Annotated in this window: 14 protein-coding genes and 1 pseudogene; 2 read left to right on the forward strand and 13 right to left on the reverse strand. The window is 38.8% G+C overall.

Annotated features, from left to right (window positions below):
- Window positions 1-29 precede the first annotated feature (29 nt).
- Both HMPREF0493_RS02475 and HMPREF0493_RS08275 read left to right on the forward strand, forming a co-directional pair.
- On the forward strand, window positions 30-1289 hold the full coding sequence (locus HMPREF0493_RS02475; RefSeq protein WP_040456990.1) for a DUF2974 domain-containing protein: 1260 nt from the start codon (window positions 30-32) through the stop codon (window positions 1287-1289).
- A 268-nt stretch (window positions 1290-1557) separates the two neighbouring features.
- Window positions 1558-2461 (forward strand): annotated as a pseudogene (locus HMPREF0493_RS08275) (IS110 family transposase).
- A 247-nt stretch (window positions 2462-2708) separates the two neighbouring features.
- On the opposite strand, the gene HMPREF0493_RS02490 reads toward HMPREF0493_RS08275, so the two are convergent.
- The 13 genes from HMPREF0493_RS02490 to yaaA all read right to left on the reverse strand — a co-directional run bounded on the left by HMPREF0493_RS02490 (window position 2709) and on the right by yaaA (window position 15486).
- Entirely contained in the window at window positions 2709-2969 is a 261-nt protein-coding gene (locus HMPREF0493_RS02490) for a GlsB/YeaQ/YmgE family stress response membrane protein (protein WP_006351692.1), read from the reverse strand.
- 14 nt (window positions 2970-2983) lie between these two features.
- The gene (locus tag HMPREF0493_RS02495) at window positions 2984-3148 is read right to left on the reverse strand and encodes a CsbD family protein (RefSeq protein WP_040456987.1); all 165 of its coding nucleotides are present in this window, start codon (window positions 3146-3148) and stop codon (window positions 2984-2986) included.
- Window positions 3149-3268: 120 nt separating this feature from the next.
- Window positions 3269-4147: an ROK family protein gene (locus HMPREF0493_RS02500; RefSeq protein ID WP_040456992.1), complete on the reverse strand. Its 879-nt coding sequence runs from the start codon at window positions 4145-4147 to the stop codon at window positions 3269-3271.
- Between the two features lie 141 nt (window positions 4148-4288).
- On the reverse strand, window positions 4289-5680 hold the full coding sequence (gene dnaB / locus HMPREF0493_RS02505) for a replicative DNA helicase (RefSeq protein WP_006351695.1): 1392 nt from the start codon (window positions 5678-5680) through the stop codon (window positions 4289-4291).
- A gap of 37 nt (window positions 5681-5717) precedes the next feature.
- Window positions 5718-6173, reverse strand: coding sequence for a 50S ribosomal protein L9 (rplI, locus tag HMPREF0493_RS02510; RefSeq protein WP_006351696.1), 456 nt, complete (start codon window positions 6171-6173; stop codon window positions 5718-5720).
- A gap of 11 nt (window positions 6174-6184) precedes the next feature.
- Window positions 6185-8203 (reverse strand): DHH family phosphoesterase, encoded by a 2019-nt coding sequence (locus HMPREF0493_RS02515; protein WP_006351697.1) that lies wholly within the window; start codon window positions 8201-8203, stop codon window positions 6185-6187.
- 139 nt (window positions 8204-8342) lie between these two features.
- Window positions 8343-8576: a 30S ribosomal protein S18 gene (gene rpsR, locus HMPREF0493_RS02520; protein WP_006351698.1), complete on the reverse strand. Its 234-nt coding sequence runs from the start codon at window positions 8574-8576 to the stop codon at window positions 8343-8345.
- Window positions 8577-8605: 29 nt separating this feature from the next.
- Window positions 8606-9130, reverse strand: coding sequence for a single-stranded DNA-binding protein (ssb, locus tag HMPREF0493_RS02525; RefSeq protein WP_006351699.1), 525 nt, complete (start codon window positions 9128-9130; stop codon window positions 8606-8608).
- Between the two features lie 50 nt (window positions 9131-9180).
- Window positions 9181-9477, reverse strand: a complete 297-nt coding sequence (gene rpsF / locus HMPREF0493_RS02530; protein WP_006351700.1) for a 30S ribosomal protein S6 — start codon at window positions 9475-9477, stop codon at window positions 9181-9183.
- Between the two features lie 207 nt (window positions 9478-9684).
- Window positions 9685-12165: a DNA gyrase subunit A gene (gene gyrA, locus HMPREF0493_RS02535; protein WP_006351702.1), complete on the reverse strand. Its 2481-nt coding sequence runs from the start codon at window positions 12163-12165 to the stop codon at window positions 9685-9687.
- A 10-nt stretch (window positions 12166-12175) separates the two neighbouring features.
- Window positions 12176-14137, reverse strand: a complete 1962-nt coding sequence (gyrB, locus tag HMPREF0493_RS02540) for a DNA topoisomerase (ATP-hydrolyzing) subunit B (RefSeq protein ID WP_006351703.1) — start codon at window positions 14135-14137, stop codon at window positions 12176-12178.
- Window positions 14138-15265, reverse strand: coding sequence for a DNA replication/repair protein RecF (gene recF / locus HMPREF0493_RS02545; RefSeq protein ID WP_006351704.1), 1128 nt, complete (start codon window positions 15263-15265; stop codon window positions 14138-14140).
- Window positions 15265-15486, reverse strand: a complete 222-nt coding sequence (gene yaaA / locus HMPREF0493_RS02550; protein WP_006351705.1) for a S4 domain-containing protein YaaA — start codon at window positions 15484-15486, stop codon at window positions 15265-15267. Before yaaA ends, recF begins: the two co-directional genes overlap by 1 nt.
- Window positions 15487-15650 lie beyond the last annotated feature (164 nt).

Consider the following 15650-nt stretch of genomic DNA (forward strand, 5'->3'; position numbering starts at 1 on the left):
CTATAAATATTTTTAGAAAGGATGATTATTTGGCAAATTCACTAGATTACCTTCGTTGGCGTGGCGATCTAACTTTCGCTGAGAGGCCTTTTAACAGCGTTGACGCCTCGCTTCTTGCTTCACTAATCTACTTGCCCGTTGATGGCTCTGCCGCCGGTCACACGCTCAGTGAGGTCGCAGATCGGTTACGTGATCTTCCCTCTTTCCAAAAACAGATGCATGATGAAACTGGAACTGAGGTTTTGCTCTTACCAAAATGTTCTAGACTTGGTGATATCGAGATTCTTAACTGGACCAATCGCATGGAAAAAAAGCCTCACCCATTGCAGTTCACGGCTGGAACTTTTCGTCTGAATGAGAAAACTATCCTAATATCCTATCGTGGAACCGATAGCTCAATGATCGGCTGGAATGAAGACATGAATATGAATTTTATGCCTGAAGTATATGGCCAAAATGTGGCTGCCAATTACCTCAATGCAATCGCAAAGAAGTATCCAAATGACCGCATCTATCTGGTGGGCCATTCAAAAGGTGGCAACTTTGCTCAATATGCTTTAAGTGCTGTCCGTCCCGAATTGCAGAATCGGATTATAAAAGCACTTAGTTTTGATGGTCCCGGCTTTTTCCATAAAGTTTATACCAGTCCCGGTTTTGAACGTACTATCAAAAAAATGAAGACTTATCTGCCAGAAGGATCAATTATTGGTACGATGCTTGATCACCCCGAACGTACTTTAATTGTTAAAAGTACAGTTCCGATGAAAGATCAACACGATCCTCGACGCTGGAATGTTGGACGTGATAGTTTCGTACTTGCAGAAGGCTTAACTACTGGTGCCCGCGTTTTGCGTCATGCTTTAATTCATTTTAATCACTCAATTCCTGATGCTAAACGGGGCGAATTGTTTTCTGCATTATTTGATGCCTTTGAAAATTCAGAAATCAGCGATGTCAATCAATTGACTGCCCATAAGATTCTCGGTACTTATCGCTTCAGCAGAGTCGTTATGTCACTTGATCCTGATCTACGGCAAATTTTTACCAGTATTTTTTCAGACGTCTGGACTACTTATCGCAATAATTTAAATCTGCCTTTTGTGGATGGTGAATTTCAATATTATCCTAAGAGCAATGATTCCAGCAAGGCACCTATTTTCTTCGAATTCTATGATCAAAGCCACCCTGCTGTTAAATTAGACAAGACTTTGCTTAAGCGCAAAAGTGCTCAGGACCACAAATTCAAATTTGGGAAAAACAGTGAAGATAAAAAAGACGAGCAAGAATAATTGTTTCATGTGTAACACAAAACATACTAACCTAGTGTTGGATTATGAATCGACGGATTCATGATCCGGCACTTTTTATTTTGCTTAAAATAAAAAGCGAAGATAAAGCAAAAAGCCATACGTCTTTTGGACACTTGATGTCGTAAACAAAACGGGCTGCTTTACCGGCCATTCTAAAGTCTCTTCGTAGTCTGTGGGCACATGATGCCGAGTTCAGAAAATTAGAATTGAATGGTTTGATAAAGCTATTTATCTTCTCTTGGAGGTTATGATGGAACAAAATATTGTTTTTGGTATTGATGTTAGCAGCCATTCTTCGACTGTCTGTGTTGTAATTGATCGTATTAAACAAGGAGAACCGTTTACTATTTCAAATGACTCCTTTGGCTATCAAAAGCTGCTTGATCATTTAAATCGCTATTTAATTACGCCTTTGGTAGTTTTTTAATCTATCGGTGTTTATTCTCTTAGCTTGCAGGCCTTTCTAGAAGAAAATCATATTAAATATTTAAAGCTTAATCCATTGAAAGCAAGAAACTGATGGACAATAATCTGCGACACAATAAAACTGATAAGCTTGATGCCTATCATCTGGCTTTGCTTGAGTTTTGTGCTCCGCAAAAATTAAGAGAGCCGCAGCCGAAAGAATATCATGAAATGCAAAATGCCAGCCGCTATTTTGAAGAATTAACTAAGAATCTGATTGTAGCCAAGAATCAGCTGCACCGCAATCTACAGTCAACTTTTCCGCAAATTGAAAGCATCATGGCCACTCCCACGGGCAAAATATATTGGACCATTGTTAGCTTATTTCCGCATGCTCAATACGTTTTAGAAAGCAATGAAACAAGAATTTATCAGGAGCTACTGTCTATCCCTGGCATAGGCAAACAGAGAGCAAGATATCTGACTGCCAGACTGTATTCTTTAGCCGAGCAGGCTTATCCTTACGATTCCAAAGATAGTATTACTGTCAGAGCAATTCAACGAAGTTATCTCAGCCTTGTCATATCACCGATTATTACGACAACAAAAAACAATCCTCCCACAGCCGAGGCTATAAGAAGATTGCCATTGCATCGGTGCATAAACTGATCCGCACCATATTTGCTTTAATAAAGCAAAATCAATTATATGATTACAACGTGGCCACCAAAAACAAAAGACTTTGATTGAAATCAAATAATCATCTTTAGTATAGCGACCTATGAAAAAACAACAAGCATCATAGGCTTATTTGTCATACTTTCTGATCTTTGCTTTTTTATTTCATTTAACAATTTCACTATATTCGCATCAATATTAAAGAAAATAAATAAGCCAAATCATTAATATGACTTGACTTATAGTAGAAAAAAGACATTCAACTATAAATGTCTTTTTTATTTGGATTCATTCTTTGATTTTAGTTTTATTAATTTAGTCTTTTCTTCTATTGACCATTCCAACAATAAATGAAACAACCAACACCAAGATAACAGCACCTAAAATTGATGGAACAATTGCCATTTCAGCTACTTGTGGACCCCATGCACCAAAGAGTGCCTGACCTAAACTGGATCCAATTAACCCTGCTAAGATATTAGCAATCCAACCCATAGACTTTCCGTGTCCTGTAATGGCACCGGCAATCAATCCGATTACGCCACCAACTATTAAAACCCATAGCCAATGTAACATTATGTTTCCCTTCTTTATTTTTTCTTTTCAAGCTTCTTCTTTACATCGTTGATTTTCTTTTCAGCTTTGCCCTTGGCTTGCTGAGTTTTGCCTTCGGCCTCACGCAGCTTATCGCCAGTCACTTTGCCTTCAACTTCTTTAAGCTTGCCAGCAATTTGGTCTTTTATATCTTTTGTCATCATTTTTCCTCCTTTTTCTTTTGATTTCTATATCTTAATTTTATCCTAAAAGTTGTGTCACCTTATTTCAAATAAAAAGACTCACTTTAAGAAATTATTTAGAAAGTGAGTCTGATTAATTTAATTCAAAAGAGTTTTAGCTAATTCAAAGTCGCCTAAAGTAGCAGAACCATTTTCAGCCACTGCCGGAGTCACAATTAAATCATTCAAATCTGGCGTTGCAACATAATTATTGTTGAATTCATCGAAATATTCACGAACCTTAACCAAATCATTTTCGTTCAAAACTGAACCACCAACAATCATTACATCAGGTCTTGAGGCCATATAAACGTTAAATAAAAGTTGGGCAACGTAGTAAGCAACATAAGTAAATACTTTGTTATCACGCGATAATTTTTCACCAGGAATGCCCGTTCTTCCCTCCAAAGTTGGACCAGCTGCCATCCCTTCCACACAATTACCGCCGTGGAACGGACAATGGCCTTCATAATCATCGCCAGGATAACGTTTAATCAGCATATGTCCCATTTCAGGATGGTTATTGAGGCCCAAGAACTTGCCTGCTTGAACGATTCCGGCTCCTACACCTGTTCCGATCGTAACGTAAAAGTAGGTTTTGGTATCGTCTTGTCCGCGAGCAACATATTCACCATAGCAAGATGCATTAACATCTGTCGTCATTACAACCGGAATACCAAGTTCTTTTTCAAAAAAGCCCTTAAAATTAGTACCTGACCACCCTGGCTTAGGAGTGTCCAAAATATAGCCGAAAGTATGTGAGTGCGGATTAATATCAATTGGGCCAAAGGTTCCGATTCCTAAAGCATCAATTGGATTCTTTTTGAAGAAATCAGCACTTTCTTGCAGCGTCTTTTTAGGATCTTCAGTTGAAATCCGCGCACGCGCAGTCACTTTACCACTTTCAATATCTTGAACAGCAACAATAAATTTAGTACCGCCAGCTTCAATGCTGCCAACAAATTTCTTTTCTGCCATCTTTTTCATCCTTTTCTCTTTTATATCTTCAGTTAATTTTTATTATATTAAAAAACATCGTTTTGTGTAAAGGCTTACAGCTGTATGTAAACAAAAAAGCCGACAATAGCAATTTAATTCACTACTGCGACTTTTTACGTCTTACTTTTGTGGAGCATCATCATGCGCATAATCCAGGTTCGAGAAGCGGTTATATGGCTTCGAGAACATCAATTTGACAGTCCCACGGCTACCTGAACGGTTCTTTTCAATAATCACTTCTACTTCGCCATTATCGTCTTCTGCGCCAACCTCTTTATCTGCATCACTTTCACCATCATCTTCTTTATCACGATAATAGTCCTCACGATACAGGAAGGAGACAATATCCGCATCCTGTTCAATAGAACCTGATTCACGAATATCTGATAAAACTGGCCTCTTGTCTTGTCGCTGTTCAACTGAACGTGATAGTTGTGACAAAGCAATCACTGGCACATGAAGTTCCTTGGCTAATTTCTTCAATTGCCGAGAAATTGCGGAAACTTCTTGCTGACGTGATTCACTCTTAGGCCCTTCAATTAACTGCAAATAGTCGATGACAATCAAACCCAAGTTGCCTTTTTCTTTAGCTAATCTTCTTGACTTGGCACGAATTTCACTCATTTTAATGCCAGGTGTATCGTCAATATAGATACTGGTATTAGCTAAAGAGCCTGATGCCACAATCAGCTTTTTCCATTCTTCTTCATCAAGCTGACCCGTTCTAAGGTGCTGAGAATCGATTAGCCCTTCTGAGGCCAGCATTCTCTGCACTAACTGTTCCCCGCTCATTTCAAGAGAGAACATCGCTACAGTCTTATCAGTATGTAGGCCTACGAATTGTGCAACGTTTAATGCGAATGAAGTTTTACCAACACCAGGACGAGCAGCCACGATAATTAATTCATCATCATGAAAACCTGTTGTCATTTTATCAAGTTCAGAAAAGCCTGTCGGCAACCCGGTTACCATGTTCCCATCATCAGGAATATTATTGATATCTTCAACTGTTGAGTTAATGATATCTTTAATCACTCTAAAACCGCCGGTATTGTTTTCTGATGAGACATTCATGATTTCGCTTTCGGCATTATCAAGAATATCGGTTACATCATCAGAACCATCCATGGCATTGCTGATAATTTTTTGACTTGCGGAAATAAGTCTTCTCAAAAGAGACTTACGATGAACGATTTGAGCATAATAAGTAATATGCTCAGCTGTTGGCGTTGATAAGGCTAATTGCGAAATATAAGCAATCCCGCCAATATCATCCAATTGATTTTTCTTAGTCAGTTCATCTTGCAAAGTCAGTGGATCAATTGCATCCCCACGATCAGACAAATCCAGCATCGCTTGAAAAATTAAGCGATTAACCCGTTCATAAAAGTCCTCGGGTTGGACAACCGCACTCGCATCAGCAATTGCTTCAGGATCAATAAAAATCGCACCTAAAACAGCTTTTTCAGCTTCCGAATCATGCGGAATTTGTTGAGAAACAATATTATCCATTAAACATGACCACTTTTAACTAAAATAAATCGGTAACTTAATCTTGTTCAGTAACATGAACGCGAATTGTGCCTTCTACGTCCTTAAACAACTTAACTGGTACATTTGTGTAGCCCAATGTCTTAATTGGCTCAGGAAGGCTTAATTTGCGCTTATCGATCTTAATACCGTATTGCTTTTCCAAACCTTCAACAATCTTTTTGCCTGAAATTGAACCAAACAAACGAGCATCTGTACCGGCCTTTGACTTGAAGTTAACAACTGTTTCGTCTTTATCAAGAACTGCCTTGATCTTTTCGGCTTCAGCCTTTTCAGCTTCATAAGCAGCCTTTTCATTTGCGGCTACTCTTTCCAAAGTATGCATATTTGCTTTAGTAGCTGCCTTAGCTAATCCACGTTTGAATAAGTAGTTTTGTGCATAGCCATCTGGAACGTTTTTAACATCTCCGCGTTTACCGCGGCCTCTAACATCTTTAGTAAAAATAACTTTCATTTTTATCTCCTTTACTCATTTTCGTTTTCATACTCATCAATAGCAGCTAACAATTTCTTTCTGGCTTCGTCAACGGTAATGCCTTTAATCTGAGTAGCAGCATTAGATAAGTGACCACCGCCACCCAATTTCTCCATAATGATTTGAACATTGATCTTACCCATTGACCTAGCTGAAATGCCAATTGTATCTTGATTGCGTCGTGTGATTGCAAAACTAGCACCAACATTTTCAAGATCTAGTGCCGTATCAGCTGCTTGAGCTGTAATGATTGGATCAATCACCTGATCATCAGGTCCACAGATAACTGCCATATGAGGCTTGACCATCTTAAGTGTAGCAACTAAGTGAGTTCTTTCAAGAAAACTGTCTATATCTTCTTTAAGAAGCGAACTTACTACGGCTGAATCAGCTCCAATTGACCGTAAGTAACTGGCTGCATCGAATGTCCTCGTACCTGTACGTAATGAAAATTTCTTTGTGTCAACTACGATCCCGGCCAACATAGCTGTTGCTTCAAGATCCGTCAAGACACGTTTACCGCCGGCAGGCTGCTGGTATTCGATCATTTCTGTTACCAACTCACAAGCTGAAGAAGCATATGGCTCAACGTATGTCAGCATTGGATTTTCAGGGAATTCTTCACCACGTCTGTGGTGATCGATCACAATGATTCTGTTCTTCAAACGATCATAGAGATCTTTAGAATAAGTAATTGAATACTTTGAGTGATCAACCATTACCAACACAGATTTATCAGTTGTAGCATCTAAAGCATCTTTTGGATCAATGAAGATATCATTATCGTGCTTTTCCTGCATTCTTACGACTAAGCGGCCAACATCATAATTGGTTTTGATAGTATCAAGAACAAAGTGAGCTTTTACACCGTGCAAGCGGGCAATCTTAACAACCCCAATACCACTGCCGACAGAGTCCATATCAGGACGTTGATGCCCCACGACAAATACTTGATCCGCATCCTTGAACAATTCACTGATTGCTTGAGAAACCATTCTCGCACGTACACGAGTCCGTTTTTCCATTGGGTTGGATTTACCACCATAGAAACGAGCATCTTTACCAGGCTGCCGCAAAACAACCTGATCACCACCACGTCCTAGGGCTAAATCAAGATTGGATTGTGCTTGGTTAGCAACTTCAGTTAATGAATCGCTGCCAAAGGCTATTCCAATTGAAAGCGTAAGTGGCATGTTGCTTCTACTGGTCTCTTGCCGAATTTTATCCAAAACTGAAAACTTGTCTTTTTCCATTTTAGATAATTCATGCATGTGCATCAAAATCAAGAAGTGATCTTCATCGATTCGCTTAAGGTATGCTTTAAATTTTTTAGCATAGTCGCTCAACGTATTCTGGATATATGAACTCATACTGGCCAGATCTTGATCATGCATGGTTTCGCTTAATTCATCATAGTTATCAATGAAAATTTGTCCGATAGCAAGACGCTCAGCCTTATATTTTTCTTCGATTTTGGCATACTTGGTAATATCGAGTAAATAAATAACCCCCAAGTCATCTTGCACTACCATTTCGAACTTGTGGCCATCCCACTGCACAATTCGATTTTCAGCAGTTTTTGCTTTAACTGCAGCGTTGAGCAACTTATCCAAATTGGGATCAACTGACTCAATTGTATGTCCAATGACATCGTCATCTTTTAAATACAATTGCAAGTAAGGGTTTACCCATTGAACTTTATGTTCATCGTCATAAAGCAAGATGCCAAGCGGCATTTTGATCATTGCCTCTTGTTCACTACGCTTTATTCTGTAAGATAAGTTAATTGCGTAGTTGTTGGCATTCCCAGCCAAAACATAAGTACCGTAAATAGCGAACACTACCGTTAAGATAAAAATCAAAACTAGCGCCAAACCAAATAACGGGTTCATAATCATCCCGATAATGCCGCCAAGAAGAGACAAAACCAGAATAATTATTACGGAAGCAGTTAACCGCGAATCTCGAATAAATGCGGGCAATTCAAGCTTACGTAAAAAATCTTTCATGAAAGATCCTTCCTAAAAATAGGTATATTACTTCAGTATTAATTATACCTTATCCGGCAAACTTAAGAAAAATTTAGCAAAAAAAGATACCTGAAGCTTTTGCTTCAAGTATCTTTTTTTATTATTATCTGTCGACCAATTAGTCTTCAGCAACAAATGGCAACAAGCCCATAATACGAGCTCTCTTAATTGCTTTTGCTACCTTACGTTGGTTCTTTGCACTAGTGCCAGTGACACGACGTGGTAAAATCTTACCTCTTTCTGAGATAAAACGTTTCAACAGATCAACGTCCTTGTAGTCTACGTAGTTGATGTGGTTAGCTGCAATGTAGTCAACCTTGCGACGACGGCCGCCTCTTCTTTGTTGAGCCATATCCCTAGGTCCTTTCTTTTAGTCTATTTTTAGAATGGAAGATCATCATCGGAAATATCAATAGTATCACCTGAGCCGGCAAATGGATCTTGCGGCTTATTTTGTGAATTATTGCTATTAGTATTATTCGATGCTGCCCCATTATTAGGTTGGAAATTGTTAGTGTTTGATGCACCAGCATTTCCGTTATTACTTGGTGTGTACCCACCATTTTGGCCACGGGCTTCACGATCTTTGCGTGATTCGAGCAATGCAAAATTGTCAACTACAACTTCAGTTACATATACTCTTTGCCCATCTTTATTATCATAACTTCTGGTTTGAATTCGGCCATCGACACCAACTAATGAGCCTTTTGAAGTAAAGCTGCAGAAGTTTTCTGCTGATTTTCTCCAAATAACACAACTGATGAAGTCTGCGCCTCTCTCACCTTGAGCATTTGTAAATTGACGGTCAACAGCAAGAGTAAACGTAGCAACCGAGATTCCACTCCCAGTAGTACGTAATTCAGGATCACGCGTTAATCGGCCAACAAGTACAACTCTATTAATCATACTTAGGTCCTCCTTTTCCTAAATCACGATATCTTTTCGATAATAAATTATTACTTGTCCAATTTAACAGTCATTGAACGCAAAATAGCGTTGTCAATCTTGGACAAACGGCCAAATTCGTTAACTGCGTCAGCGTTATCTGCAGTGAAAGTCATGATGTGGTAAGTACCTTCACGATACTTATCGATTTCGTATGCAAAATGACGCTTGCCCCAGTCTTTGGATTCAACCATAGTACCACCGTTGTCAGCGATAGCCTTATCGTATTTATCTACAACAGCCTTTTTGTCTTCTTCACTTACGTCAGGTTTGATGATGTAAGTTACTTCGTACTTAGTAGTTGCCATAAACTATTGCACCTCCTTCTGGACTAAATGGTTCTTGCAATTCAAGAACAAGGAGTAATGGAAAATTATTACTCGCAATGTTCAATTTTATCATATAAACAAAAAAATTACCAAACTTTTTTACGTGATCCTGGAGATATTTTTATACCTCTATATATTAAATACGTAAAAAATGTCTGATAATTTTTTATTTTTTAAAATTATTTTTTATTCAGCATCATCTGTTGAATTATCGGTTGTTTCTTGATCATCTTCAGTCGGAACAATAGCAAGACTAGATACTTTGCTGTCGCCATTAACCTTGATTAATCTTACACCTAAAGTATTTCTGCCAGTTTGAGGTACATCAGAAATCTTGAACCGAATCATAATACCGTCAGTGGTAATAACCATAATATCCTTACTGCCGTCAACTACAGTTACACCTGCAAGCGGACCATTCTTTTCAGAAACATTAGTGGTCTTAATTCCTTTACCGCCACGGCCTTTAATTGGATATTCACTAGCTGGAGTCCGTTTACCATAGCCTTTTTCAGAAATAACCATCACTTCATCATTTGGCTTAATTACTTCAGAACCAACTACGTAGTCGTTATCACGCAAGTTAATACCGCGAACACCGGCAGCCGTTCTTCCCATTGGACGAACGTCACCTTCATTAAAGGTTACGGCATAACCCAAATGAGTACCAATCAAGATATTTTGCTTACCATCAGTAGTCAAAACATTGCTCAATTCATCCCCATCACGAAGAGTTAAGGCAATTAAACCACTGTTTCTAATATTAGAGAATTCACTGACGTGGGTCCGCTTAACTGTTCCCATCTTAGTGATAAAGAACAAGTAGTTGTCATCTGCCCCTTCAGGAATATTGATAACAGTTTGGATCTTTTCACCTTTCTCAAGTTGCAAAAGATTTACAATTGGCAAGCCTTTAGCAGTTCTTCCGAATTCAGGAATTTCATATGCCTTCTTGGAGTAAACCTTGCCTTTATTGGTGAAGAACAAAAGCATGTCATGGGTACTGGAGTAAATTAAGTGTTCAGTGAAGTCGCCATTTTGAACGCCCATGCCTTTAATTCCTTTACCACCACGGTTCTGCGTCTTAAATTCTGTAATCGGCATCCGTTTAATGTAACCTTTATGGGTCAAAGTTAATAGAACGTTTTGCTTTTCAATCAAATCTTCGTCTTCAATTGAAATTACTTCACTAGCACCAATTTCTGTACGACGTTCGTCACCAAAGCGTTTTTGAATATCAAGCAATTCATCATAAATGATTTGATCGATTCTCTCTGGCTTAGCAAGAATATCTTTGTAGTCAGCAATTTTGACTTGCAAGTCTTTGTATTCAGCTTCAACCTTGTCGCGTTCCAAGCCGGTCAAACGAACCAAACGCATATCCAAGATAGCTTGTGATTGCTTATCATCTAAGCCAAATCTGCTAATCAAAGCTGCCTTAGCAATATCACTTGATTGACTAGAACGAATAATTTTAACGATTTCATCAATATGATCAAGGGCGATTCTTAAACCTTCAAGAATGTGTGCTCTTGCTTCAGCTTTAGCTAATTCGAATTTTGTCCGGCGAGTAACAACGTCTTCTTGGTGATCCAAGTAATATTTAAGCATTTGCTTCAGAGTCAAGAAGTGTGGTGCACCATCAACAATGGCAACCATATTCATTCCGAAGTTAGCTTGCATTTGCGTTTCTTTGAACAAATTATTCAAAACAACGCTAGCGCTGGCATCACGACGAATATCAATCGTGATTCTCATACCAGTCTGGTCAGATTCATCCCGCACACCGGTAATGCCATCAATTGTCTTTTCACGTGCTAAATCGGCAATTTTCTTAACCAATTCAGCTTTGTTGACCATGTATGGAATTTCACTGACAATAATTCGTTCACGACCACTTTTTTCGGTTTCGATATTGGTTTTGGCACGAACGACAATGTTGCCTTTACCAGTTTCATAAGCGCGATAAATACCACCGCGTCCCATGATAATACCACCAGTTGGGAAGTCAGGACCTGGAATTACTTTCATTAAATCCTTAGTTGTAACGTCAGGGTTTTTCATCAGCATATGCAGTCCACTAATGACCTCTTTTAAGTTGTGCGGCGGAATGTTGGTAGTCATCCCAACAGCAATTCCGTTTGCCCCGTTAACAAGCAGGTTCGGAATTCTAGCTGGCAAAACAACCGGTTCGTTTTCAGTATCATCATAGTTTCTTTGCCAGTCAATCGTGTTCTTATTGATATCACGAAGCATTTCAACAGCAATCTTACTCATTCTTGCTTCGGTATAACGCATTGCGGCCGGCTCATCCCCATCAACAGAACCGAAGTTTCCGTGCCCGTCGACTAACATGTAACGGTATGAGAAATCTTGGGCCATGTGTGCCATTGCCAAATAAATTGATGAGTCACCATGTGGGTGGAACTTACCCATAACTTCACCAACAATTCTGGCTGATTTTTTATAAGGCTTATCAGGCGTAACACCCAATTCGCTCATTCCGTAAAGAATACGACGCTGAACTGGCTTTAAACCATCACGTACATCAGGCAAAGCACGAGCAACGATAACAGACATGGCATAGTCCAAAAATGAGCTACGCATCATACTGGTCAAATCAACATTTCGGATTCTACGATCTTGAGCTTGATTATCGTTATCCATTTATTTCCTCCTAAGCATCCAAGTTTTCAACGTATTTAGCATTAGTTTCGATAAATTTACGTCTTGGAGCTACTTCGTTACCCATTAACAAATCAAAAACTTCATCTGCATCTTTAGCATATTCTGGGCTTACACGATCAAGGCGTCGGTTTTCTGGATTCATTGTTGTGTCCCACAACTGTTCTGGGTCCATTTCACCTAATCCCTTGTAACGCTGAACGATTGGTTTAGGACTTGGTTGCAAGCTGCCTAAATAATCGTGTAATTCTTCATCAGTATCAAGATACTTAACAACCTTACCTTGACGAACTTGGTAAAGAGGTGGACGTGCAATATATACATATCCCTTTTCAATCATTGGACGCATGTAGTTGTAGAACAGCGTTAACAAAAGCGTACGAATGTGGGCTCCATCGACATCGGCATCTGTCATGATAATCAATTTGTGGTAACGAGCCTTGGAAACATCGAAATCAGCACCAAAGCCGGTACCTAAAGCCGTAAACAATGAACGAATTTCCTGGTTAGCCAAGATTCGATCCATTGAGGCCTTTTCAACGTTCAAAATCTTACCTCTGATTGGCAAAATTGCTTGCGTTAAACGTGAACGAGCTTGTTTAGCAGAACCACCGGCTGAATTACCTTCGACGATGAACAATTCTGAAATGCTTGGATCATTACTGGTGTTATCAGCTAATTTACCTGGCAAGTTGGCAATTTCAAGGCCTGACTTTTTACGAGTTACTTCACGTGCGCGTTTAGCAGCAGTTCTTGCTCTTTCAGCTAACTGAGCTTTTTCAACAATCTTGCGGCCAACACTTGGATTTTCCATTAAGAAACGGCTAAAAGTTTCTGAAAAGGCCTTATCGACAGCAGTTCTTGCATCGGAGTTACCCAATTTAGTCTTGGTCTGTCCTTCAAACTGTGGGTTCGGGTGCTTTACTGAAACAACTGCGGTCATTCCTTCACGAATATCTTCACCAGAAAGGTTGTCATCCTTATCCTTAAGGATTTTAGCCTTATGAGCATAGTCATTAACAACACGAGTTAATGCTGTCTTAAATCCGGCTTCGTGCATCCCACCTTCATAGGTGTGAATGTTATTGGCAAAAGTCATCAAAGTTGTCTTGTAACCATTAGTGTATTGAAGGGCTACTTCAACGTTAATGCCATCATAGTCGCCTTCAACATAAATTGGATCATCAAACAAAACTTCTGTATCACGGTTTAAGAAGGCAACATATTCCTTGATACCACCTTCATAAAGATAAACATCAGTTTCAGCAGTATCTTTACGTTTATCAGTAAAGGTTAATTTTAAGCCTTTGTTTAAGAAGGCCAATTCGCGAATTCTGTTCTTTAAAATTTTGTCATCGAAGGTAGTAGTTTCAGTGAAAATATCAGGATCTGGATAGAAGTGAACCGTTGTACCGTGTTGGTCTAAAGGTACTGTACCGATTTGCTTCATTTCATCCTTTACACGACCGTGATCAAAGTCAATAAAGTACTTCTTACCATCACGAACAACAGTAACGTCCAACTTAGTAGAAAGAGCGTTAACTACAGAGGCACCAACCCCGTGTAAACCACCGGATACTTTGTATCCGCCACCGCCAAATTTACCACCGGCGTGAAGAACTGTAAAAACAGTTTCAAGAGCAGGGCGACCGGTTTTAGCTTGAATATCTACTGGGATACCACGTCCGTCATCCTGAACTGTTACACTGCCATCTTCATTAACAGTGATTTCAATCTTGGTTGCAAAGCCTGCCAAGCGTTCATCGATACTGTTATCAATAATTTCCCATACCAAGTGATGCAAGCCTTGGGAACTAGTCGTACCAATGTACATACCAGGACGTTTACGAACAGCTTCAAGTCCACCTAAAACTTGAATCTGGCTGGCATTATATTTGTCGGCTTCTTTTTCGTATTTCTTGACTTGCTCAAGCTTTTTATCCTTATCAGCCATTTAATTCTCCTTTTCTAAACTAATCTTGCCGGATTGAATATGATAAATCCTCGGCTGTTTAATTATTTCCCAGGAAATTCCTTCCAAATCCGTGGTCGTAATAAAAGTTTGTGTCTTACCATGAATATAATTTAAAAGTGCTCTTTGACGTCCATGATCCAATTCACTCATTACGTCATCTAATAAAAGCAAAGGATATTCATCTGTCAGATGATGTACCAACTGGATTTCTGCTAATTTAATGCTTAATGCAATTGAACGCTGCTGTCCTTGCGAAGCATATAAATGAGCATCTTTGCCATCCAACTTAAATTCAATATCATCACGATGCGGTCCGGATAATGTTGTACCTTTCCTAATTTCCATTTCTTTTGTTTTTTGGAAATTGTTCAAGACCTTATGATAAATAGTTTCCGTATTATCATCACCAGTAATATTCGAAACCGATGGATGATATGCTATCGCTAATTTTTCACTTGCTAAGCTAATGTGCTCGTAAGCATCACTAGCAGAATGACTTAGATACCTTAAGAATTTAAAACGGCGTGAAATAACTTCCGCCGCGATTCCCGCTAATTGATCTGATAAAACATCCAAAAAGATTTGATCCTTGGCTTGACCTTTTGCCAATTGCTTCAAATAATTATTTTTTTGAAACAGCACTTGACGATACTTGCTGGCAAAATATAAATATTCCGCGTTAATTTGGCCAAATTCTTGATCCATGAATCTCCTTCTCAGAGCAGGTGCACCTTTGATCAATTCTAAATCTTCTGGTGAAAAAAGAATTGCATTTAATTGTCCAACATATTTGGATAATTTTGCCTGTTCAACTCGGTTGATCCATACCTTTTTTCCTTTTTTGGTAATTAATACTCGCAAGTCCAAATCAACTTGACTCTTGTGAACATGTCCCATTAAATTAGCATAATCGTTGCCAAAATGAATCAATTCGCGATCGCTGCTTGTTCGGTGAGAACGCGTCAACGCCAAAAAATAAATAGCTTCCAGCAAATTGGTTTTTCCCTGCGCGTTTTTTCCAATAAAAATATTAACGTTCGAATCAAAATTAGTATCTATTTTTTCTAAATTGCGATAATTTTGGACGATAAAATGATCGAGATACATTATCCTTGCCGAAACTTATACTGCACGTTTTCAACTGTTAGCTCATCACCAACGTGCAACTTTTTCCCGCGTCGATTTTCACTTTGACCATTCAAAATTACTGGATTATCTTTCAAATACCATTTTGCTTGGCCGCCAGAAGAAATAATATTTTCTTCTTTAAGGAATTGACTTAGGGTAATATATTCACCTTTGATTTCAAAATCCTTGATAGCACTCACCTTCTATACTTTTTATTACCTATATAATTATATTCGTTACTTTAATAAAAAACAAACAAAAACGCGCTTTTCAGGCGATTTGAGCGTTTTTTTGTCATAGTCATAGTCTTTAAGGCTAAAAATAAATGAGCGCAATTTTTAAGCACTCAGAGAAAAAATGACAT

Origin of the sequence: Lactobacillus amylolyticus DSM 11664, from assembly GCF_000178475.1 — a bacterium.
Taxonomy (GTDB): Bacteria; Bacillota; Bacilli; order Lactobacillales; family Lactobacillaceae; genus Lactobacillus; species Lactobacillus amylolyticus.